General features: G+C 71.8%; 14 protein-coding genes. 8 read left to right on the top strand and 6 right to left on the bottom strand.

Annotated elements, in window-relative coordinates:
- Positions 1–6 precede the first annotated feature (6 nt).
- From ACM6LR_RS11460 to ACM6LR_RS11430, 7 genes are read left to right on the top strand one after another with little or no spacing between them, the layout of a single operon-like run.
- On the top strand, positions 7–1011 hold the full coding sequence (locus tag ACM6LR_RS11460) for an ABC transporter substrate-binding protein (RefSeq protein ID WP_414943715.1): 1005 nt from the start codon (positions 7–9) through the stop codon (positions 1009–1011).
- The gene (locus ACM6LR_RS11455) at positions 1008–1991 is read left to right on the top strand and encodes a FecCD family ABC transporter permease (RefSeq protein WP_414938713.1); all 984 of its coding nucleotides are present in this window, start codon (positions 1008–1010) and stop codon (positions 1989–1991) included. Before ACM6LR_RS11460 ends, ACM6LR_RS11455 begins: the two co-directional genes overlap by 4 nt.
- On the top strand, positions 1988–3025 hold the full coding sequence (locus tag ACM6LR_RS11450; RefSeq protein WP_414938714.1) for a FecCD family ABC transporter permease: 1038 nt from the start codon (positions 1988–1990) through the stop codon (positions 3023–3025). Before ACM6LR_RS11455 ends, ACM6LR_RS11450 begins: the two co-directional genes overlap by 4 nt.
- Positions 3022–3798 (top strand): ABC transporter ATP-binding protein, encoded by a 777-nt coding sequence (locus ACM6LR_RS11445; protein WP_414938715.1) that lies wholly within the window; start codon positions 3022–3024, stop codon positions 3796–3798. The genes ACM6LR_RS11450 and ACM6LR_RS11445 overlap by 4 nt, the downstream gene beginning before the upstream one ends.
- A complete protein-coding gene (locus tag ACM6LR_RS11440) occupies positions 3792–13757 on the top strand; it encodes an amino acid adenylation domain-containing protein (RefSeq protein ID WP_414943714.1) in 9966 nt (3321 codons plus the stop codon). The genes ACM6LR_RS11445 and ACM6LR_RS11440 overlap by 7 nt, the downstream gene beginning before the upstream one ends.
- Positions 13754–15160 carry a DHA2 family efflux MFS transporter permease subunit gene (locus ACM6LR_RS11435; protein ID WP_414938717.1) on the top strand — a complete coding sequence of 469 codons (1407 nt, stop codon included), beginning with the start codon at positions 13754–13756 and terminating at the stop codon, positions 15158–15160. Before ACM6LR_RS11440 ends, ACM6LR_RS11435 begins: the two co-directional genes overlap by 4 nt.
- Entirely contained in the window at positions 15147–16196 is a 1050-nt protein-coding gene (locus ACM6LR_RS11430) for a 3-deoxy-7-phosphoheptulonate synthase (protein ID WP_414938718.1), read from the top strand. The genes ACM6LR_RS11435 and ACM6LR_RS11430 overlap by 14 nt, the downstream gene beginning before the upstream one ends.
- Positions 16197–16376: 180 nt before the next feature.
- Here the strand turns inward: ACM6LR_RS11430 and ACM6LR_RS11425 are convergent, their stop codons facing one another.
- From ACM6LR_RS11425 to ACM6LR_RS11410, 4 genes are all read right to left on the bottom strand, one after another.
- Positions 16377–17006, bottom strand: a complete 630-nt coding sequence (locus ACM6LR_RS11425; protein WP_414938719.1) for a hypothetical protein — start codon at positions 17004–17006, stop codon at positions 16377–16379.
- Positions 17007–17267: 261 nt separating this feature from the next.
- Positions 17268–17924, bottom strand: a complete 657-nt coding sequence (locus ACM6LR_RS11420) for a response regulator (RefSeq protein WP_414938720.1) — start codon at positions 17922–17924, stop codon at positions 17268–17270.
- Positions 17903–18973 (bottom strand): histidine kinase, encoded by a 1071-nt coding sequence (locus ACM6LR_RS11415; protein ID WP_414938721.1) that lies wholly within the window; start codon positions 18971–18973, stop codon positions 17903–17905. Before ACM6LR_RS11415 ends, ACM6LR_RS11420 begins: the two co-directional genes overlap by 22 nt.
- Entirely contained in the window at positions 18966–20069 is a 1104-nt protein-coding gene (locus ACM6LR_RS11410; protein ID WP_414943713.1) for a sensor histidine kinase, read from the bottom strand. Before ACM6LR_RS11410 ends, ACM6LR_RS11415 begins: the two co-directional genes overlap by 8 nt.
- A 172-nt stretch (positions 20070–20241) precedes the next feature.
- On the opposite strand from ACM6LR_RS11410, the gene ACM6LR_RS11405 reads away from it, so the two are divergent.
- Positions 20242–21687: a choice-of-anchor A family protein gene (locus ACM6LR_RS11405; RefSeq protein ID WP_414943712.1), complete on the top strand. Its 1446-nt coding sequence runs from the start codon at positions 20242–20244 to the stop codon at positions 21685–21687.
- Here ACM6LR_RS11405 and ACM6LR_RS11400 read toward each other — a convergent pair.
- The gene (locus tag ACM6LR_RS11400) at positions 21684–22214 is read right to left on the bottom strand and encodes a DUF2268 domain-containing protein (protein ID WP_414943711.1); all 531 of its coding nucleotides are present in this window, start codon (positions 22212–22214) and stop codon (positions 21684–21686) included. The genes ACM6LR_RS11405 and ACM6LR_RS11400 overlap by 4 nt on opposite strands.
- The gene (locus tag ACM6LR_RS11395; protein WP_414943710.1) at positions 22193–22561 is read right to left on the bottom strand and encodes a hypothetical protein; all 369 of its coding nucleotides are present in this window, start codon (positions 22559–22561) and stop codon (positions 22193–22195) included. Before ACM6LR_RS11395 ends, ACM6LR_RS11400 begins: the two co-directional genes overlap by 22 nt.
- Positions 22562–22649: the final 88 nt, after the last annotated feature.

Below are 22649 nucleotides of genomic sequence, written 5' to 3'. Positions count from 1 at the left end.
AAACCCATGAGCACCACCAGAACCCGCCGCTTCGCCGGAGCGATCGCACTCGCGTTGACGGTCGTGACCGCGGCCACCGCCTGTGGCTCCGGCGACGACGGCAAAGCGGCCGACGGCGGCCAGACGCGGGTGTTCGCGGCCGACAACGGCCAGATCACCATCCCGGTCTCGCCGAAACGGGTCATCGCCACCGGTTACGCCGTGCCCGCGCTGCTCGAAGCCGGCGCGCCGTTGGTCGGGGTGTCCAGCTGGAAGCGCGGCATCCCGCTGTTCAACGAGCAGGAGCGCAAGAAGTACGACGAACTGGCGAAGGTCGCGGGTGAGGCGGCGTCGGAGACGAACTACGAGGCGATCGCGCAGGCCGACCCCGACCTGATCGTGATCGGCGTGCCGAAGCCGGTGCTCGCCGACATCGACCTCAAGCGCCTCGAAGCGATCGCCCCGGTCGTGGCGATCGGCCCGTCGGTGCCGTCGATGTGGCGTGAGCTGTCCCGTAAGCAGGCCGACGCCGCCGGTGCGGCCGCCGGGTTCGACGCGATCAAGACCGCGTACGAGACCAAGGCCAAGGGCCTGGCCGAGAAGTACAAGGCCGTGCTGCCGCAGCTGAAGCTCGGCCACGTCGGTGCCTACGGCGAGGTCGCGAAGGGCAACTTCCAGCGCGAGTTCAACGGTTCCTGGGGCACGAACGCCGCACAGGACATCGGCGCCACCTACTACGGCCAGGTCAAGGTCAAGGGCGGCGGCTCCAAGGACGTCAGCGAGTACCCGTCGATCGAAGAGCTGTCGACGGCGTTCGCCGAGGCCGACGCGATCACCTACTCCGTCAGTGCGGACGGTGCCGTCCCGGCGCCGGTCAAGTACGTCCTCGACTCGCCGCTGTGGAAGGAACTCCCCGCGGTGAAGGCGGGCAAGGTCTACCCGTTCCGCTACACCGAGGCCGCCACCTACCGGGCCGCGACGTCCACTTTGGACGCCATCGACCAGGCGTTCGCGCCGTTGCTCAAGCAGTGACCACGACCGGGCGGTCCGCGCTGCTCGGCGCCGCACTGCTCGGGCTCGTCGTGGTCGCCGTGCTGAGTGTCGGCGTCGGCGCGCACGCCATCGCCCCCGGCGAGGTCGTGCGCGCCCTGCTCGGCGACGGGAATCCGAGTGACCGGGCGGTCGTCCTGGACATCCGGCTGCCGAGGGCGGTGCTCGCGATCGGTGTCGGCGCGGCCCTCGCCGTCGGCGGCGTGCTCGTGCAGGCCTTGTCCCGCAACGCCTTGGCCGAACCCGGCGTGCTCGGCGTGACCGCCGGGGCCGGATTCGTCATCGCGGTGGGGTCGGCGTTCGGCCTCGCCGCGTCGGCGCCCGCGGAACTGGGCCTGGCGGTCCTGGGCGCGCTCGGCGCTTCGGCGCTGGTGTACGCGGTCGGCAGCCGGTCGCCGTTGCGGCTGGTGCTCGCCGGGACCGCGTTGAGCGCCGTGCTGCTGGGCCTCACCCTAGGCCTGCGCCTGCTGTTCCCGGACACCTTCGACGTCTACCGGTTCTGGTCGGTGGGTTCGCTGGCGGGCCGCGAACAGGCACCGACCACGGTGCCACTGGTCATCATCGGCCTGTCCCTGCTGGGCGCGTTCGCGGTGAGCCGTCAGCTCAACGCCATCGCGCTCGGCGAGACGGTCGCGCATACGCTCGGCGCGAACGTCGCCAGGGTCCGGACGGTCACCCTGCTGCTGATCACGCTGATGGCGGGCGCGGCCACCGCGCTGGCCGGGCCGATCCTGTTCGTCGGGCTGATCGTGCCGCATCTGGTGCGACGGGTGGCCGGTGCGTCGATCCCGTGGCTGATCGCGTTCGCCGCGTTGCTCGGCCCGGTCCTGATGCTGGCCGCGGACGTCGGATCCAGGGTCCTGCTACCGACCGGTGAGGTACCGGTCGCGATCGTGACCGCGTTCCTCGGCGGCCCGGTGCTGATCTGGGCCGTCCGCAAATACGGGGCGGCGCCGCTGTGATCACCACTGGGTCCACCGCATTCGTCCTGCGGCGCGGGCGGTTCTCCGCCCGGCTGGAACGCCGCACCCTCTGGTTCCTCGTGGCGATGACCGTGGTCGTCGCCGGGCTGACACTGCTCGGGCTCTGTTACGGCGCGGCGTGGGCGAGTCCCGCCCGCGTGTTCGCCGCGCTCACCGGTTCCGGTGGCGGCCCGGGGGTGGTCATCCGGGAATGGCGCCTGCCGCGGGTGCTGGCCGGGCTGGTGTTCGGTGCCGCGCTCGGACTGGCGGGCGCGATCTTCCAAAGCGTCACCCGCAATCCGCTCGGCAGCCCGGACGTGATCGGCCTCGACGCCGGCGCCTACACCGGCGCGTTGTTCGCGATCACCGTGCTTTCGGGCACTTCGACACAGCTGACGGTCGGTTCGGTGCTCGGCGGCGTGCTCACGGCGGCCGTCGTGTACGCGCTGTCGCTCGGCGGCGGGCTGTCCGGGCTGCGGCTGATCGTCATCGGCATCGCGATCAACGCGATGCTGACCGCGCTCAACTCCTGGATCGTGTTGCGCGCGGAACTCGAAATCGCGATCGCGGCCGTCGGCTGGAGCGCCGGTTCCCTCAACGGGGTCGGCTGGGACGACATCGCCATCCCGTTCGGAGTGCTCGCGGTGCTGTTCGTCGTGTTGTTCACCCGGGCACAGGCGTTGCATCAGGCCGCGCTCGGCGGCGCGCTGGCGGTCACCACCGGCGTCCGGTGGGACCGGCTGCGCCTGGTACTGGTGCTGATCGGGGTCGGCTGCACGGCCACGGTCACCGCCGTCGCCGGGCCGATCGCGTTCATCGCGCTGGCGGCACCGCAGATCGGACGGCGTCTCGCCCGCACGCCCGGTATCGGCCTGCTGCCCGCCGCTCTCACCGGCGCGGTGCTGCTGACCGCCGCCGACCTGGCCGCCCAGATGTTGCTCGCGCCGGAAGCGCTGCCGGTCGGTGTGGTCAGCACCGTGATCGGCGGCGGCTATCTGATCTGGCTGCTCACCAAGGAGGTACGGCGCACATGAGTGCTCGCTTGACCGCGCGGGAGCTGACCCTGCGCTACGGCGACCGGGTCGTGTCGACCCGGCTGAGCCTCGACGTGCCCGACCGCGCGTTCACCGCGGTCGTCGGGCCGAACGCCTGCGGCAAGTCGACCTTGCTGCGCGCGTTCGTCCGGTTGCTGCGCCCGGCCGGGGGCGAGGTCCTGCTCGACGGCAAGGACGTCGGTTCCTTCCACGGCAAGGGTTTGGCGCGAGAACTCGGTTTCCTGCCGCAGGATCCGGTCGCGCCGGAGGACGTCCGTGTCCGGCAACTGATCGCGCGGGGCCGGTTCCCGCACCAGTCGCTGTTCGCGTCGTGGTCCGAAGAGGACGAACGCGCGGTACTCGACGCGATGACCGCGGCCGGGGTGGTGGGCCTCGCCGACCGGCCGGTGCAGGAGCTGTCGGGCGGACAGCGCCAGCGTGTGTGGGTGGCGCTGGTGCTGGCGCAGAAGACGCCGTACCTGCTGCTCGACGAACCGACGTCGTTCCTCGACATCGCGCACCAGTACCAGCTGCTGGGGTTGCTGGCACGCCTGCGTGACGAAGGCCGCACGGTGATCGCCGTCCTGCACGACATCAACCAGGCCTGCCGCTACGCCGATCACCTCGTCGCACTGCGGGACGGCCGGATCGTCGCCGAAGGCGCTCCCGCCGAGATCGTCGACGCCGAGCTCATCAAGGAGGTCTTCGATCTCCCCAGTGTCGTCGTACCCGACCCGGTGACCGGCACCCCGATGGTGGTGCCCGCATGCTGAGCCTCACCGGAGCGCAGCTGGGCATCTGGACCGCGCAGCGGTTGGAGCCCGACTCGCCGTACTACGTCGTCGGTGACGTCATCGAGATCACCGCGGGCGAGGATGACAAGCCGGTCGACCTCGCCTTGCTGGCCGAGGCGATCCAGGCGACCGTCGAGGAGGCCGACAGCCTGCGGCTGCGCGTCTTCGAGACGCCGGACGGGCCGCGCCAGACGGTGTCGGCGGAGCCGGTGCCCCTGCCGGATGTGGTGGATCTGAGCAATGAGGCCGATCCGGTGGCCGCGGCGCACGAGCGGGTGGCGGCCGAACGACGCCGGGTCGCCGAGGCGTGTCGCGAAATGGTGGACCGGCCGCTGTTCGCCCATCTCGTGCTGCGGCTTTCGGCGTCGGAGGTGTGGTTCACCCAGCTAGGGCACCACCTCGTGTTCGACGGGTACACCGCCGCGATGCTCGCCCGCCGGACCGCGGCGCGCTACACCGCCGCGTTGAACGGGACGAATCCGCGTTCGTCGGCGTTCGCGCCGTTCACCGACCTGGTCGAGGCGGATCGCGCCTACCGAGACAGCGATCGGTTCGAGCGTGACCGGGAGTACTGGCGTTCCCGGTTCACGCCGTTGCCGGACATCGATGACGGCAGTGGCGCGTCGGGGCCTCCTGAGCGCACGGTGACGGCCCGGTCGGTCCTTCCCGCCTCGGACGTGGCTCGGCTGGGCGAGCTGGGCAAACGTGCCGGAACGACTTGGGGCGACGCGCTGATCGCCTGCTACGCCGCCTTCCTGCACCGCGTGCTCGGCTGGTCCGACGTCGTGTTCGCGGTGCCGTTGATGTGCCGTGAAGGGGCCGCGTTGCGGACTCCGGCGATGGCGGTCAACGTGCTGCCGTTGCGGGTCTCGGTGCTCCCGGGGGACTCGGCCACCGAACTGACCGCGCGTGTCGCGAGCGCGCTGAAGGAGATGCGCACGCACCAGCGCTACCGGGGCGAGGAGCTGCCGCAGGAGCTGGCGGTGCCGGGCGCGGGCGCGTTGCTGCACGGCCGCGGTATCAACCTCAAGGCGTTCGACCTGAAGCTCGACTTCGCGGGTGCGCACGGCACCATGCGCAATGTCGCCGGAGGGCCGCCCGAGGATATGGGCCTGTCCGTGCTCCCGACCTCCGATGGCGGGCTGCTGCTCGGGTTCGAGGTCGACGCGCGCACCCATGACCAGGCCGCCGTCGACGCGAAGCTGACCGCGTTGCGCTGCCTGATCACCGCGATGACCGACCCGGACGGCCCGGCGGTCGGTGGCGCGGACCTGGTCCCGCCGGGGGAGCGGGACGCCTTGCTGGACGCGTGGTCGACACCCGCGCCGGGCAGCGAACCCGCCGGTGTGCCGGAACTACTGGCCGAACTCGATCCTGGCCAGACCGCTTTGGTGTCCGGCGACGAGCGCCTGACCGCCGGGGAACTGGTGGCGCGGGTTCACCGGCTCGCGCGGGCTTTGCGGGCGCGTGGCGTCGGGCCCGACGACGTCGTCGCGCTGGCCCTGCCGCGGTCGGCGGATCTCGTCGTCGCCCTGCTGGCGGTGCTGGACGCCGGTGCCGCGTTCCTGCCGCTGGACCTCGCCCATCCGGCCGAGCGGTTGCGGGAGCTGGCCGCCGAAGCCGGTGCCGTCCTCACGGTGGCCACCAGCGCGGACATCGTGCCCGGACCGCAGTTGCTGCTGAACGAAACCGATCTGTCCACACTGGACGCGTCCCCGCTGCCGGTGACGCGTCACCCTGAACATCTCGCGTATGTCATCTTCACCTCGGGTTCGACCGGTCGCCCCAAGGGGGTACTCGGCCGGGTCGGCGGTCTGGCGACGCTGCTGCGTCACCACCGCGCGACGACGGTCGCCGTGACCGAACGCGCCGCCGGGAGGCGGCTCCGGGTGGCGCACACCTACTCGTTCGCCTTCGACTCCGCGCTCGACCAGCTGATGTGGCTGCTGTTCGGGCACGAACTCCACGTTTACGGCACCGACGTCGCCCGGGACGCCGACGAACTGCTGGCCGCGTTCGCCGGCGACCGGATCGATGTCGTCGACACCACGCCGTCGATGGCCGCGCCCCTGATCGAGGCCGGACTGCTCGACGGCCCGAACCCGCCCGCGCTGCTCGTCCTCGGCGGCGAGGCGACCCCGCCCGCGCTCTGGCGCCGCGTCGCGGAGTCCGGTGTCCGTGCCCGCAACATGTACGGCCCGACCGAGGCCACTGTGGACGGTGCCGGATCCTGGCTGGACGGCGGGGAACCGACGATCGGGACCGCGGTGCCGGGGACGGCGGTCCGGGTGCTCGACGCCGCGCTCCGACCGGCACCCGCGGGAACGCCGGGTGAGCTGTACCTCGCCGGACCGCATCTGGCGCGCGGCTACCTCGGCCGCCCCGGCGCGACGGCGGAGCGGTTCGTCGCCGATCCGTACGGCGCGCCCGGCGACCGCATGTACCGGACCGGCGACCTCGTCCGCTGGGTACCGGGCCGAGGGCTGGAGTACCTGGGCCGCCGTGACGGCCAGGTGAAGGTGCGCGGCCACCGCGTCGAACTGGGCGAGGTCGAGGCCGCGCTGACCGCCGTGCCCGGCGTGCGGGCGGGCGCCGCCGCGGTGCGCGGACCGAGGCTCGTCGGGTACGTCGTCGGTGAGGTCGCCCCGGACGACGTCCGCGCGGCACTCGCGGCACGGGTGCCGGAGCACCTCGTGCCCGCCGCGGTGGTCGTACTCGACACACTTCCGTTGACCTCAAACGGGAAGATCGATCGCGCGGCACTGCCCGCTCCGCGTGCGGCGGCCGGGCGGACCGCGGCGACCGAACGCGAACGGCTGTTGTGCGCGACCATCGCCGAGGTCATCGGTGTCGAGGAGGTCGCCGTCGACGACGACTTCTTCGCACTGGGCGGCGACAGCATCACCGCGATCAGCGTCAGCAGCAGGCTGCGCGCGCACGGCCTCGACCTGCGGCCGCGCGATCTGCTGGCCCGGCGCAGTTTTGAGGCGCTGGCGGCGGCGAGCACGCAGCTCGGCGGCCCGGCGGACCCGCCGGACGAGCCGGTCGGCGAGGTGCCCGCGCCGCCGATCGCCCGCGCCCTGCTCGACCCGCATCCGGACGTCACCACGGTCGCGGGGTACACGCAGTGGACCGCGGTCCGGCTCGACGAGGACCTGCCGCCCCACCTGCTGATCGAAGGTGTGCAAACGCTGCTGGACCACCACGACGTCCTGCGCCTGCAACTAGAGGACGAATTGCGTGTCCGCGAACGCGGTTCCGTGCACGCCGCTGACATCGTCGTCGAAACGACAGGTGATCCGGCGGACATCGCCAAGGACCTCGCGGACTCGCTCGATCTCCGAGCGGGCGTGCTGAGGGTCGCGTTGCTGCCGGACCACCTCGTCATCGTGCTCCACCACCTGGCGATCGACGGCGTTTCCTGGCGAGTCCTGCTGCCCGACCTGCGTGCCGCCTGCGCGGGCGAAACACTCGAACCGGCCGGGACGTCGTGGCGGCGGCACGCGCTCCGCCTCGCCGCACAAGGCACTTCCGGTGCCCGGCGCGGCGAACTCGACCACTGGCGCGGCGCGCTCGACGGCCCGCGCCTCGGCCACCGGCCGCTCGACCGGGCCGCCGACACGGTCGCGACCGCGCGGCGTTCGGTCACCATCGCCTCACCGGAGCAGACCGAGGCGGTGCTCACCGGCCTGCCCGCGGCTTACCGGGCCGGACCGGACGACGTCCTGCTCGCCGCGCTCGTGCTCGCACTCCGGTCGTGGCGGGCCGCTCCGGTCACGGCCGAAACCGTGTCCCTCGAAGGGCACGGCCGGGATCAGGACGGCCTGGACCTGTCCCGCACCGTCGGCTGGTTCACCGCCGAACATCCGCTGCGCGTGCCCGCCGGAGAGGTGGCCACGACCGCGGACTTCGACAACGCGCTCACGGGTGGTGCCGTGGCCGGAAAGCTGCTGCGGGCCGCCAAAGAGGCCAAACGCGCCGTGCCGGACAGCGGTATCGGCTTCGGTGTCCTGCGCTACCTCGACCCGCTCACCCGGGACGAACTCGCCGCCGCCCCGCCGCCGGACGTCGTGCTGAACTACCTCGGCCGGTTCGCCGCCCTGCCCGGTACCGGCTGGCGGCTACCGGAGGAAGACCCGTTCGCGGTCACCGAACCCGAGGGCAAGTCTCTGGACCAAGTGCTGGCGCTGAACTGCTTCGTCCGCGAGGGCGGCCGTCCCCGGCTCGCCGTCGAGTGGACGGCGGCGAGCGCGGTCCTGCCGTCGGCGAGTGTCGAGGCGCTTCAGGAAGCGTGGTCGCGAGCGCTGGAAGCGATGGCCGCGCACGCCGCCCGGATCGGACCGGACGGCGGCGGCCTCACACCGTCGGATCTGCCGCTGGTCGGCCTCGGCCAGGCCGACATCGACGCGCTCGAACGCCGGGGCCGGATCGAAGACGTCCTGCCCGCGACCCCGTTGCAGACCGGGCTTTCGTTCCACACCCTGGCGCGTGGCGCCGACGACACCGACGTCTACGTGGTCCAGGCCGTCACCCTGCTCAGCGGCGCGCTCGACGCCGACCGCATGCGCGAGGCCGCGGCGGAAGTGCTGCGACGGCATCCCGCGTTGCGTGTCCACCTGCACACCACCGACGCGGGCGAGGTCGTCCAGGTGGTGCCCGAGGCGGTGTCGCTGGACTGGCGGCACGTGAGCGCGGCGCCCGGGGAAGTCGCGGCCGAATGCCGGGTCGAACTGGCCCGCCCGTTCGACCCGGCGACCCCGCCGCTGATCCGGTTCCTGCTGCTGACCCTCGGCCAGGACGAGCACCGCCTGGTGCTCACCAACCATCACGCGCTGCTCGACGGCTGGTCGATGCCGCTGGTCGGCCGGACGCTCTTGGCCACCTACGCCGAACTCGGCGGCGGCCCGGCGGCCCCGGTCGCTCCGCCGCTCTCGGAGTATCACCGGGTGCTCGGCGAACGCGATCCGGACGCGGCATTGGACGCGTGGCGTGCGGCGCTGGCCGGTCTCAATGAGGGTACGCGGCTCGCCCCCGCGAGCGTCGAGTCCACTGTGGAGCGTCCGGACCGGGTCACCGTGGAACTGGGCGACGAGTTCAGCGAACGGCTGCGCGCCTTCGCCCGCGAACGCGGGATCACGCCGACGACGGTGTTCCAGACCGCGTGGGGTGTCCTGCTCGCCCGGCTGACCGGCCGCCGCGACGTCGTGTTCGGCTGCCCGGTCTCCGGACGGCCCGCCGACGTCCCCGGCGTCGAGCGGATGATCGGCCAGCTCGGCAGCACGATCCCGGTGCGAGTCCGGTTCGACGCCGCCGACACGGCGGTCACCGTGCTGGAACGCGTGCACACCGAAAGTGTCCGGCTCACCGATCACCACCACGCCGGACTGCCGGACATCCAGCGCGCGGCAGGCGTCGGCGACCTGTTCGACACGATGCTGGTGATGGAGAACTTCCCGCTCTCCAGCCGCGCCCGCACCACTTTGGCGCCGGGGCTCGACCTCGTCGGGGTCGACATCACCGACGCCACGCACTACCCGCTCACGGTGATCGTGCTGCCCGGCGACGGGTTCACCGTCGGCCTGGGCTATCAGCCCCAGGCCTTCACCCGCGCCGAGGCCGAGTCCTACGGGCGCTGGCTGCGCGCCGTCCTGCACGAGATCGTCGCCGATCCGGCGCGGCCCGTCGCCCGGCTGCGCGCGCTCGACGCCGACGAGGAACGCGCGATGCTGCGGCTCGGCGAAGGGCCGGAGCCAAGGCGCGAACGCGGCGGGATGCTGGAGGAGTTCGGCCGCTGGGTCCGCGAGACCCCGGACACCGAAGCCGTGGTCTGCCGCGACCGGAGCCTCACCTACGCCGAACTCGACCGGCGGGCCAACCGGCTCGCGCACACCCTGATCGACGCCGGGGTGCGGCCACAGGACCCGGTCGCGGTGCTGCTGCGCCGCGACGTCGATCTGGTGGCCGCGCTGTTCGGCGTCATCAAGGCGGGTGCGGTGCACGTGCCGATGGATCCGGACTACCCGGCCGACCGGCTGGCCTACATGCTCGACGACATCAAGCCCGCCGCCGTCGTGTCCACTTCGGACGTCGACGGGCTACCGGTGGTGAACCCGGAAAATTTGTCCACTAAGGACAGCCAGCCATCGGTTCGGATCAGTGAAGACTCGCTCGCCTACGTCATCTACACCTCCGGCACCACCGGCAAACCCAAGGGGGTCGCGGTGCCGCACCGCGGGATCCCGAGCCTGATCGCGCTGCAGGAGGACATCGTCGGCATCGGCACCGCCGAGCGGTACCTGCACTTCGCCTCGACGAGTTTCGACGTCGCGTTCTGGCAGTTCATGCTTCCGCTGCTGTCCGGCGGCACGTCGGTCATCGCGCCGGAGGAGGTGCGCGTCTCCGGCGACGACCTGCTGGCCTACGCGGCCGAACACCGGGTCACCGGGCTGAACCTGCTGCCGTCGTTCCTGTCGGCCATGCCCGACGACACGACCGTCGATCCGGACGTGTTCTTCGTCGTCGGCGCCGAACGCCTCGACCCGGAACTGGCCCGGCGCTGGGGGAACCGGCGGGCGCTGTTCAACGCCTACGGCCCGACCGAGGTCACCATCAACTCGGTCACCTGGCACTACGACCCGGCCGACCCCGGGCCGTTGCCGATCGGCCGCCCAGATCCGGAAGTCCGCGCGTACGTGCTCGACGGCGGCCTGCTCCCGGTCGGGACGAACGTCACCGGCGAGTTGTACCTGGCAGGCCCGAAGCTCGCCCAAGGCTACGTCGGCCGGGCGGCGCTGACCGCCGAACGGTTCGTGGCGGATCCGTTCGGGCCGCCGGGAGAGCGCATGTACCGCACTGGTGACCTGGTCCGCTGGCGGCAGGACGGGCAGATCGTCTTCCTCGGCCGCGCCGACCACCAGGTCAAGCTGCGCGGATTCCGGATCGAACTCGGCGAGATCGAGACCGCGCTGACCGGGCACGACGACGTGCGTGCCTCCGCCGTGATCGTCCGCGAAGACCGGCTGGTCGCCTACGTCGTGCCGGTCGACGGCGCCGAACCCGATCCGGCGGCGCTGCGCGAGCACCTCGCGGCGGATCTGCCCGCGTACATGGTTCCGACGGCGTTCGTGCCGCTGGAGCGGCTTCCGCTCGGCCCGAGCGGCAAACTCGACCGGTCCGCACTGCCCGCGCCCGAGGCCCGTTCGACGGGTGGCAGGGAACCGGCGACCCCCGCGGAAGCCGTGCTGCTGCACGTCGTCCGCGATCTGCTCGGCCCCGGCGTCGGCCTGGACGACGGCTTCCTCGAAGCGGGTGGGGACAGCATCGCGTCGCTGCGGGTGGTTTCCCGCGCCCGCCGCGAAGGGCTGCACCTGACCGCGCGCGACGTCCTCGAAGGCGGCACTGTCGCCGGGATCGCGGCGCGCTGTGGCGAACCCGAACAGGCCGAGGAGGCGCCCGCGGTCGGCGATGCGCCGCTCACGCCGATCATGCGCGATCTGTTGCTGCGTGCGGAAAAGGCGGCGGACGGGTTCTGCCAGTGGGTCGAGGTCTGCGTGCCGTCGGCGGACGACGTGCCGCGGTGGCGCGCGGTGCTCGACACCGTCCTCGCCCGCCATGACGTCCTGCGGGCGCATCTGGTCGAGGACGCGTTGCGGATACCCGCCGTGGGCGCGGTGACCGGTGCGGACGTGCTCACCACCGCCAGGGTGGCCGACGATCCGCGCGCGGTGCTGGACGCGCGGGTCGAGCAGATCGTGGCCCGGATGGACCCCCGTACCGGCCCGCTGCTGCACGCGGTGCTGGTGGACGCGGGCGAGCACCGCCCGGGACGGCTCCTACTGGTGGCGCACCACCTCGTCGCCGACGCGGTGACCTGGCGCGTCCTGCTCGACGACGTCGAACAGGCCTTCCACGGCAACACCCTGCACCGGCGCGGGCAGTCGTTCCTCGGCTGGGCGCGTTCGCTGCGGGCCGCCGCACCGGCTCGGCAGGACGAACTGCCGTACTGGCAGTCGATCGCCACCGCGCCCGCGACGCGACTCGGCCGGACCGGGCTCGATCCGGCGCGCGACACCGTGGCGACCGCACGGCACCACCGGATCGACATCGGCGCGGACACCACCCACGCCGTGCTCACCGCCCTGCCCTCGGCCTACCGCACCGGGCCGGACACCGTGCTGCTGACCGCGCTCGCCCGCGCGGTCGCCACCTGGCGCGGTACCGAAGCCGATCTGCTCGTCGCCGTCGAAAGCTACGGCCGGCCGGGGCACACCCCGGACTTCGCGGGCACCGTCGACCTGGCACAGACCGCGGGCTGGTTCACCGCCGTGCATCCGGCGCGGATCACCCCGACGGCCGGACCGCTGCCGGACGCGCTGAGGGCGGTCCGCGACCACCTCCGCGCCGCCGGCGACGGCCTCGGGCACGGAATACTCGGCGTCGGGGGCACCCGGCCGGAGATCGCCTGGAACTACCTCGGCCGGTTCCCGGCGCCGCCGGTCGCCGAAACGCCGTGGCAGCGCCCGCCGGACGCCGACCCGCTCGGTTCGGGCGGCGGCGCGGACCTGCCGCTGCCGTACGCGCTGACGGTGAACGCGATGGTCCCCGACGGCGGCACGCTCGGCGTCCGCTTCACCTGGCCGTCCGCGCTGTTCACCGACGACGAGATCGCCGTACTGGGTGAGCACTTCCGCCGGGCACTGGACGAACTCGCCGCCGATCCGCCCGGACCGGGCGAGGTCCTGCCACTGACGCCGTTGCAGGAGGTGATCCTGCGCGAGTCCCGCGCGGCGGACGAGGATCCGTATCCGGTGCAGGCCGCTTTCGCGCTGTCCGGGGAACTCGACGTCGAGGCACTGCGGGCCGCGGCGACCACCCTGGTGCGACGGCACCCGAACCTGGGCGCCGTGTTCCCGCCGTCGCACGAGGTCCAGGTGATTCCCGCGGTACCGGAAGCCGGGTTCGGCATCCGTGAAGTGTCCGATGTGGACAGTGCGCTGGACGAAGAACTCGCTGAGCCGTTCGATCTGGCGAACGGTCCGCTGTGGCGGGTCACCGTGCTGCGGCAAGGGCCCGGCCGTCAGACCCTCGTGCTGACCAGTCACCACTTGCTGTCCGACGGCTGGTCCGCGCCTCGCGTCCTCGGCGAGTTGTTCGCGCTGTACGCGGGGAAGCCGCTGCCGGAGCCCGTACCGCTGGCCCGGTACACCCGCCTGCTCACCGCGGCCGATCACTCCGCCGACGTCAGAGCCTGGCGGGCGGAACTCGACGGCTTGCCCGAAGGTGACCACCTGCCGCGTACCGGCGGTCCGGCCGAGCCGGTGGTGTTCACCGTGGACGGTCAGCTGGTCGCGGAACTGACCCGGCTCGGCGCGGCACGCGGGCTCACCGTCAACACGTTGTTGCAGGGCGCCTGGGCGGCCGTGCTCGCGAACCACGCCGGGCGCCCGGACGTCAGCTTCGGGGTGATGACCTCGAACCGGACGTCCGATGTGGACGGTGTCGAGGAGATCATCGGGTTGCTGGCGAACAGTGTCCCGGTTCGCGCCCGGTTCACCGGAACTGTCGGCGAGGCGCTCACCGACCTGCAGAAACGGCAGCAGGCCATGATCGCGCACCACCGGATGGGCCTGCCGGAACTGGCGTCGCTCGCCGGACGCGGGCGGCTGTTCGACAGCCTGCTCGTCTTCGAGAACTACCCGGTGGATCCGGCGAAGCTGCGCGAACCGGCGCCCGGCCTGACCGTCACCGGCACCCGGTTCCGTGAACGGACCCACCATCCGGTGAGCGTCACCGTCGTTCCCGGCGAGCACGGCTGGGAAGGCGTCCTCTACGCACGGGGCGGAGACGCTCGGCCACTGGCGGACGACCTGGTCCGGTTCCTGCGGGAGCTGCCGCCCTGGCTGGACGGCGACGCCGCCGAATTCGCGGGGGAGCGGTGACCGCGCGCCCGATCGACGCGACGCTGTGGCGCACCGCGTCGGTGCTGGTCCTCGGCACGTTCATGGCGACCTTGGACAGCACGATCGTCTCGGTCGGCGTCGACACCCTCGCCGAGGAGTTCGGCGCGCCGGTCACCGGCGTCCAGTGGGTGACGACGGCCTACCTGCTGGCCGTGGTCACCGCGGTGCCGTCGTCCGGCTGGCTCGCCGACCGGTTCGGCGGCCGCCGCGTCTGGCTCACCGCGGTCGTCGTGTTCCTGCTGGCGTCCCTGTTGTGCGCGCTGGCACCGACTTTGCCCGCGCTCATCGCCTGCCGTGTCCTGCAGGGGCTCGCGGGCGGGCTGCTGCCGCCGATCGGCCAGGCGTTGCTGGCGCGGGCCGCCGGACCGGACCGGATCGGCCGCTTGATCAGCGTCGTCGGCCTGGTGCCGCTGTTGTCGCCGGTGCTCGGCCCGCTGGCGGGCGGCACGATCCTCGCGATCGCCGACTGGCCGTGGCTGTTCTACGTCAACCTTCCGGTCGGCGTGGTGGCCATCCTCCTGGCGCGGCGCTGGGTTCCGGCCGGAGAGCCGGGCGGGCGGGGTGAACGGTTCGACTTCCGGGGCGCGTTGCTGCTTTCGCCGGGGCTCGCGGTGCTGGTGTTCGGGCTCACCTGGTTCGAACGGGGGAGCCCGGTGGTCGCCGGGATCGCGGTCGCGGCGGGTGTCGTGATGCTCGTGGCGTTCGTCCGGCACGGTCTGCGAGCCGAAGCGCCGCTGCTCGACCCGCGGCTGTTCACCCAGCCGCCGTTCGGGGTCGCCGCGCTGGCGCTGGTCCTGCTCGGCGCGTCGGTGTTCGGCACGATGTTCCTGCTCCCGCTGTATCTCCAGCGCGGCGCCGGACTGTCCACTTGGGACACCGGATTGCTGCTGGTGCCGCAGGGCATCGGCGCGGCGGCCGGGTCGGTGCTGGTGAACCGGCTCGTCGACCGGATCTCGCCGCGCACCCTGGTGCTGAGCGGCATCGGGCTGGTCGCCCTCGGCACCGCGCCCTTCACCCAGCTCGGCCCTGGTCTCCCGGACTGGGTGATCGTGGTTTCCCTGCTGCTGCGCGGTTTCGGCGCGGCGCTGATCGGCGCGCCGGTGATGACGATCGTCTACCGCCGGGTCGAACCCGCCCGGCTGCCCCGGGCGGCCGGGGCACTGAATCTGCTCACCACGCTCGGCGGCTCGATCGGCACCGCGGTGCTGGCCGTGGTGCTGCAGGCCCGGCTGGCCGCGCGCGGCCCGGACGTCGCCGCGGCCTTCGCCGACTCTTTCTGGTGTGTTCTCGGCCTCGCCGTCGTGGCGGTCGCCGGTGCGACGCGGCTGCCCCGGACCGGGGTGGCCGCCCCCGACAAGAAGAGAGGTCATGCGGATGCTTGACCAGGACACTCTGCCCAGCCCGGCCGACATCGCCACGAACGGCGTCGTGGCGGAGGAGATCGCCCGGCACCGCGAAACCGTCGCGAACGTCCTCGCCCGGCGCGACTCGCGGCTGCTCGTCGTCGTGGGTCCCTGCTCGGTGCACCACCCCGGCGGCGCGCTCGAGTACGCGCACCGGCTCGCCGAGGTGTCCCGGCGCTTCGCCGACGACCTCGTCGTCGTCCTGCGCGCCTACTTGGAGAAGCCGCGGACGATCGCGGGCTGGACCGGTCTGGTGCCCGATCCCACCCTGGACGGCAAGGGCGATCTCGCGTCCGGCGTGCGGATCGGACGGCAGTTCCTTGTCGACGCCGCCGCGACCGGGCTGCCGCTGGCGTACGAGTTCGTCGATCCGTTCCTGGCGCCCTATTTCGCGGACACCATCAGCTGGGGCGCGATCGGCGCGCGGACCGTGGCCAGCCAGCCGCACCGGCACCTGGCGTCGTGGCTGCCGATGCCGGTGGGCATGAAGAACTGTGTCTCCGGCAGGCTCGACACGGCCGTCTCCGCGATCCAGGCCGCCGGGCTGGCTCACGTGTTTCCCGGCGCCGCACCGGACGGGCGCCCGCGGATCCTGCGCAGCACCGGGAACCCGGACGCCCACCTCGTCCTGCGCGGCGGCCCGAAGCCGAACCACCACGCCCACGCGGTCGCGGACGCCCTCGACGCGCTGACCACCGTCGGCCTGCCGCACCGTCTCGTCGTCGACGCCTCGCACGGCAACAGCGGCAAGGACCACAACCGGCAGCCCCTCGTCGTCGCGGACCTGGCGGACCAGATCTCGGCGGGCAACGACGCGCTGGCGGGCGTGATGATCGAGTCGTACCTCGCCGACGGCAGGCAGGACGTCGGTGCCGTGCCGCCCCGGCCGGATCTCAGCATCACGGACGCCTGCCTGGGCTGGGACCGCACCGTGCCGCTGCTGGAGTCACTGGCCTGCGCGAACGCGGTGCGGCGGATCAGCAACCCCCGTCACGCCTCCGCGGCCCGCCCCTAGCCCCTGCCCGCTGATCGCCGTTCAATCACGCGTGTTCGCCGTTCAATCACGTGAGATCGCCGTTCAATCACGCGGGCGACCGGGGGACGCGACGCTAGAGGGCCTCGAGGGCTTTCCGCATGGTCGGCACCAGCTCGTCACCCATCTTTTCGAACAGCCCGCCGCGTTCCGGTAAGACCGCTACTTCTTCCAGATGACCGGGTTGTCCTTGTACGCGTCACTGTCGGAGTAGGTCGCGCCGCCGACCTCTCCGCCTTCCCTGATGGCCTGCAGTCCACAGGTCTGGTAGGTGGCGCCGACGACCTTGAAGTCCCTCTTGGCCGTCTCGGTCTGGCACTGCGGGGTCTCGCCGGTGATGATCACTCCGGTGCTCTTGCCATCCGGGCCCACCGCGCGCAGCCGCACCGAGCTGTAGGTGAGGTCCGTGCCGCCGACGTTCTCCACGGACATCCGGATGTACACCGGGATCATGCCCTTGGCCTTGTCACCGTAAGCGGCGAGATCCTCCTTGGCGCCCAGCTCGATCGACTTGACGGTGATCGCGAGGGTGCCGGTCTTGTCGGTGCCGTACTTGAACGGGACGACGGCGCGGTCGCCGACCTTCAGTTCGCTGCCGGGCGCGGTGGTGTCGGCGTTCGAGACCGGGACGGTGCCGCTCGTCGCGGGGGAAGAGGCGGGGGCCGACGTCGGAGACGAAGCCGGGGTGGGGGCGGGAACCGGGTTTCCGGCCTCCTCCTTCCCGCCACAGGCGGTGAGCAGCAGCACCGCGGCGAAACCGGTGGTGAACAGGGCGATGCGGTCGGACTTCATGGATCTCCTCGGACTACTCGCCGAATCGGTCACGGCGTTCTCGCCACGCACCGTAATCGCCGTCGGTGTCCGGCGGTGTGGCCCGTTCGCACCACAATCGATCACGAATCGCTTACGCCGATCGGCCCAGCCCGGTTGGCCAGGATCACCTTCTCGCCCTTGCCGCCCGCGTCCACCGCGCACCGATCGGTCACGGCGTTCTCGCCACGGACCGTATCGCCGGATGGATCCGCTGGTGTGGCCCGTTCACACCACAGCCGATCACAAATCGCTCACGCCGATCAGCCCGTCCTGGATCGCCCGCGCGACGAGCGCGGCCTTGGTCGGGGCCTCCCTGCCGATCTGGGCGTACTTGACCCGGATCCGCTCGAGGTGCGAGTTGACGGTGTTCGGCGAGATCCCCAGCCGGTGCGCGACGAAGTCCTTCGACTCGGATTGGAACCACTCGATGAGCACTTCGGTCTCCCGCGCGGAGAGCGCGGGACGCCGCTCCGAACGGTCCCCGGCCAGCGCGCCCGCCAGCGACGGCGGCGTGTACGGCCGGTCGGCGGCCGCCGCGCGCACGGCTTCGAGGAGGTGTTCCGCGCCTTCGGCTTTGGTGAGGTAGCTGAGCGCGCCGAGTTCGAGGCACTGCAGGACGGTCTCGTCGTCGGCCCGCATCGAATAGACGACGACACGGCGGCCTGCCTCGGTGAGCCGCCGCAGATCGCCCATCGCGGGGGTGGTGCTGTTCAGGTGCAGGTCGAGGATGACGACGTCGGCCTGTGCGCCTTCGCCGATCCACGCTGCACGCACATCCTCGCCCTCGGCCACGACGGTGACCGGCGGGGTGCCCGAGGACAGCCAGTGCACGACCCCGGCCCGCACGGCCGGGTGATCGTCGACGACCACCGCGGTCAGTTCGGTCGCGAACGCCATTTCGCCTCCATCCACGATCGTTGTCCCCATGCGTGCCATTCGACGTCGACGGCGCCCGATCCGTTCGCTGGCGCACCGGGTTCACCGTCGGTGATCGCCGCGACCCGGATTTCGTCGCCGGCGCGCAGCACACTGACCCGCGCCTGGGACCGCGCGGCGACGAGCGCGGTCATCAGCGGGCCGGTCAGTTCGCGCCGGACGGCCGTCGGCACGGGCGCCGGTTCGCCGCTGACCGCCAGCGTCACCGTCAAACCCCGCCGTTCGGCGAGATCGACGCACGCGGACACCTCGTGCACCAGCGGATCGGGGACGTCGTCGTTCTCCGCGAACAGCCGTCGTAGTTGCGTGGCCGCGAGCGCGCACCGCTCTCGCACCACCGCGTCGCGCGGGTCCAGGGTGCGGTCGGCCAGTCCGGCGAGCAGCGGCAGGGTGGCGCCGAGCTGGCCGGCGAACCGGTTGCGCTGGTCGGCCTCCCGCTGCTCGGCGAGTGCCTTACGGTGGGCCAGCCGATCCCGTTCAGCGGAGGCCTCGGCGGCTTCGCCCGCCCGCCGGTGGACGACGCGGACCAGCGCCAGCGTCGCGGCCTGGAAGGTGACCACGCTGAGCCCGACGATCACCACGCTGCCGATCTCGGACCGGTCGGCCGGCGCGGACACCACGAGCCTGACGACGGTGAGCGCGAGTTGCGCGCCGAGGGCGGCGACGGCGGCCACGGGACGGTCCAGCAGCAGGACCAGCAGATGCCAGCCCGCCAGGCCGAAGACCCAGTGCCGGTCGCCGAACAGCTCACCGGGCGGCACCGCCCAGGTCGCGACCGCCGAGGCCGCCAGCACCACGACCGACCCCGTCACCGCGGCGGGCCAGGGGACCGCCTTGCCGCGCAGTACCCAGAACGCCGCGACCACCAGGACCGCACCCAAGGCCACGAAGGCGTACCCGCTCGGGGCGCCGCTCACCACGGGCAGGCTGAGGCCGACCTGGAGTACCGCGGTCACGATCAGCAACGCGATCCGGCAGCCGCCGAGGACCCGGTCCGTCGTTTCACCCATCGGGCCACACCAGTTCCACCGTGGTGCCCGCGCCGGGCGCGGAGGTCACCTTCGCCCGGCCGCCCGCCGCGGCCATCCGCTCGACGACCGATCCCCGGACGCCTCGACGCTGCGCCGGCGTCTCCGCCGGATCGAAACCGCGGCCCTCGTCCCGGACGATCACGCGGAGGCCGTCTTCGACCGTCAGCCGGGCCTCGGTGACGCCCGCGTGCCTCTCGACGTTCACCAATGCCTCCCGCACGGCACGGACCAGCGCGAGCGCGGCCGACGCCGGGATCGGCGGGACCGGCGACCAGCGCGTCTCGACCTGCACCGGGCTGTGCGCGAGCACCCCGCGCAACGAGGCCTCCAGGTCCACCTCCCCACCGGGACCGGATTCGCCGGTGAGCATCGCGAGATCCCGGCGAGCGTATTCCGCGACCTCGGCCGGGCCCGCCGTTTCCCCGCGCTGGGCCACCGTGAGAAAGGTGGCGGCCGCCGTGTCGTGCAGGACGGCCAGATACTCCCGTTCCTGACGTCGTCGTTCCACGGCAAGGGATTCCTCGCGCGCCAGCCGGGCGCGCCGCTCACGGAGGTGATCGATCCGGCGCGTCGTGCGCGACAAGAGGAGGAAAGCGCCCCTGGCGAGCGCGGCTTCGATCAGCACCCGCAGCACCACCGAAAGGCCGTCCTCGAAGCCGAGTGGCACCACCTCGATCGCCAGCAGGCAGGCGATGGCGGGCACGGTGATCTTCGGCGCCCATTCCCATTGCAGGGTGATCGCGGTGATGGTGAGGACGTTCAGCGCCCACTGGTTCAGCTCGCCGGCTTCGGGCGCGGTCAGGAATTGGGTGCCGCAGATCGCCGCGGCACGCACCAGAGTCAGTGCGAAAGCCACCGGCCTGCCCCGGCCGGTCTTGCCCGCGAAGTGCTCGGCCACGGCGGCGACCAGCGCCAGCGTCAACAGTCCGAAGCCGAGCGGGAGCGCGGCCGACGGCGTCGCGAGCACCCCGAAAACACTGATCACCAGCAGCCCGGCACCCCTGGCCGGTCCGGCGAACCGGCCGACCACCGTCGAGAACTCCGCTTCGACGGAGGTCTCACGAGCGGACGGCACGGGCAGCAGTCAAGCAGACGGCATCGATGCCCGCAGATGCTGGCCGTCAGAACGACGCGAAGAATTCGCGCGGGACGAAACACGAACGGGGTGGGCGATCACTCTCGCCCTGTCGGGGGTATTTCCGGTTTTCGAGGGTGTTCACCCGGTCGATCGGCACAAGAATCGCCGAATGCGTGCAAGGCGGTTCGCCTCGATCTCTGCCGGTGCCGCCGCGGCGGTGTGCGTGGCGGCCCTTGTCGTCACCGGTGGCGCGGTCGCGGCCCCACTACCCGGCGGCCTCGGTCCGTGCGTCGGCGACGCTTGCCCCGGCCAGTACCCGCCGGTGAACAATGGGGCCTACCCTGGCCGGGACGACGGCATCAACGTCTATGTCGGTGGCGAATTCCAGGTACGCGAAGCGGCGGCGGAAGCCGAAGGACGAGTCGTCGTCCTCGGTGATTTCGACATGGCGAAACGAGCGGGTGTGTCCGCCATCTACAACGTCGGCATCGCCGGTGTCGGCTCACGGGTCCCGCCCCCCGACGGCGCGGACTTCCTGACCACCGGCGGGAACGTGCGTGTCGCCCCGCGGCAACGGCTGGTCGCCGACGACGGTGTCGTCCGGCTCGCGGGGACCGTCACCGGGACGGTGAACGGAACGCTCGCGAAGGACCCCGACGCGGCGAAGCCATACGTGGGCCTGCGCGAGGATCTTCGGGTGGCGAGCCAGTGCTACGCGCGTGAAGGCACCACGCCGCGGCCTGCCACGGGCACGGCGCGCAACGAGGGATACCGCACCCTGTTCACCGGGGACGGGAAATCCGCGTTGCAGGTGTTCACCGTGGACTTCGACGTGACCGCGGCCAACGGCGGTATGCAGGGCATCGAGTTCGAAGGCATCCCGGCCGGGGCGACGATCCTGGTCAACGTGGTCGGCGCCGTCCGGACGATCAACACCTCCACCGGCGACCCCGGCGACGCGGACCCGATCAACAAGCTGCGGGAACGCCTGCTGTGGAACTTCCCGGACGCCACCAAGGTGAAGATCGCCGGTGGCGCCCAGTTCCAGGGAAGCGTGCTGATCGGCGACCAGGGGAGCACCGCGACGGTCACCGCGTCCGGGATGAACGGCCGCTTCTTCACCACGGGCAACCTGGTGCACAGCTCGGAGGCCACCGGTGGTGGCGGGCAGGAGTTCCACGCCTACCCGTTCAACGGTGACCTGCCCGAATGCGGCAGTACACCGACCACGACGCCGAGCAGCTCGACTTCGTCTTCCGGCACCACGTCGTCCAGTTCCACGAGCCCGACGAGTACCACTACATCGAGCAGTAGTGCCACTTCGAGCAGCAGCACTACTTCGAGCAGCGAGCCGTCGAGTACGACTTCGTCCAGCAGCACGTCGCCGACCACCATCAGCAGTGCCACGAGCACGACGCCGGGGCCCGGGATGACCACCGGCACCACGCCCGGCCAGCCGGGTGCGACCACGCCCGGTGGCGGGCCGTCCGACAGCGGCCCGCTGGCCTCGACCGGTAGAGAGGTCCGTGGCCTGCTGGTCGCCGGCCTGTTCCTGCTGCTGCTCGGTGGCGTGCTGGTGGCGCTCGCGATCCGGTCGAGGCGCCGCGAGTCCTAAGAGATCCGGTCGAGCGCGGTGTCGATGACGTCGCGGCGGTCCGCGAGCAGGGCCTCCGCGGCGGTGCGGCCCGTCGCCGCCAGGTAGGCGTCGACGAGACGGTTGCCGACCGCGTACCCGGCACCCGTCGGCAGGCCGACGGGAGTGCCGCCGTAGCGCGCGGCGGTCTCGTCACCGTGCACCCAGGCCGCGAAGTTCCGCATGCCGGTGATTTCCAGCCCGGAGACGACCTTCGCGAACACCGAGTCGTCGTGCAGATGCGGCACACCGATGCGGGTGTAGCCGAGGTCGTCGCCGTACAACTGGCGGGCGAAGGCGTCGGCCAGTCCCTCGGACACGATCTGCTCGCCGACGGTGACCGTCGCCGGGTCCCAGATCACCCCGCCGGGGCTGTAGCGAAGGTTGTGGTTCAGCTCGTGAACCGCCGTCGCCTCCAGCCGTACCAGGTTCTCCGGGTATGGCCAGAAGTTGAGGTAGATGTAGCCGGACACGCTGCCGTTCGCCGTCATGCCCAGGTTCGGGCCCATGAAGTGCTCGTCACCGGGATCACCCAGGACGATGAGGACGGTGATATCCGGTACCGCGATGCCGGGAGTCGCCGCCGCCTGCGTGGCGACGGCGCCCGCTGGATACGGTTCCAGGCGTCGGCTTCACGCAGAGCGCCGAGAGCTTCCAGGCAGCGCTCTTCGTCGCTGTCGAGCGGGAAACCGGAACTCATCGCGTGCATCGCGACGAGGTCCACGTCGCCGGGGAAGTAGCGGTACATCCCGGCGGCGGACTCGACCATCGCCTTGAGCAGCGCGGTGCGGTCCGCATGCGGCGCGCGCAGGATCTCGCGCATCGCCGGGTAGGTGTTCAGAACCTTGATCGTCATGGAAGCGACGTTAAAGGCTCCAGTGGGTGGAGACTCAAGCCTCGTGAGTGTTAAGGACCAGGAGTGTCTTAGGTCAGGATCGCGGTCC

The organism is Amycolatopsis sp. cmx-11-32, from assembly GCF_047608695.1.
GTDB lineage: Bacteria > Actinomycetota > Actinomycetes > Mycobacteriales > Pseudonocardiaceae > Amycolatopsis.
The sequence above is the reverse complement of the archived record's forward strand: the minus strand, read 5'-3'. Positions and strand labels throughout refer to the sequence as shown.

Bases quoted from the DNA above. Each gene is read 5' to 3' on its own strand.
- ACM6LR_RS11395 (WP_414943710.1), bottom strand. From the start codon at position 22,561: ATGACGATCAAGGTTCTGAACACCTACCCGGCGATGCGCGAGATCCTG.
- ACM6LR_RS11405 (WP_414943712.1), top strand. From the start codon at position 20,242: ATGCGTGCAAGGCGGTTCGCCTCGATCTCTGCCGGTGCCGCCGCGGCG.
- ACM6LR_RS11430 (WP_414938718.1), top strand. From the start codon at position 15,147: ATGCGGATGCTTGACCAGGACACTCTGCCCAGCCCGGCCGACATCGCC.
- ACM6LR_RS11400 (WP_414943711.1), bottom strand. From the start codon at position 22,214: ATGGGCCCGAACCTGGGCATGACGGCGAACGGCAGCGTGTCCGGCTAC.
- ACM6LR_RS11440 (WP_414943714.1), top strand. From the start codon at position 3,792: ATGCTGAGCCTCACCGGAGCGCAGCTGGGCATCTGGACCGCGCAGCGG.
- ACM6LR_RS11460 (WP_414943715.1), top strand. From the start codon at position 7: ATGAGCACCACCAGAACCCGCCGCTTCGCCGGAGCGATCGCACTCGCG.
- ACM6LR_RS11425 (WP_414938719.1), bottom strand. From the start codon at position 17,006: ATGAAGTCCGACCGCATCGCCCTGTTCACCACCGGTTTCGCCGCGGTG.
- ACM6LR_RS11445 (WP_414938715.1), top strand. From the start codon at position 3,022: ATGAGTGCTCGCTTGACCGCGCGGGAGCTGACCCTGCGCTACGGCGAC.
- ACM6LR_RS11420 (WP_414938720.1), bottom strand. From the start codon at position 17,924: ATGGCGTTCGCGACCGAACTGACCGCGGTGGTCGTCGACGATCACCCG.
- ACM6LR_RS11415 (WP_414938721.1), bottom strand. From the start codon at position 18,973: ATGGGTGAAACGACGGACCGGGTCCTCGGCGGCTGCCGGATCGCGTTG.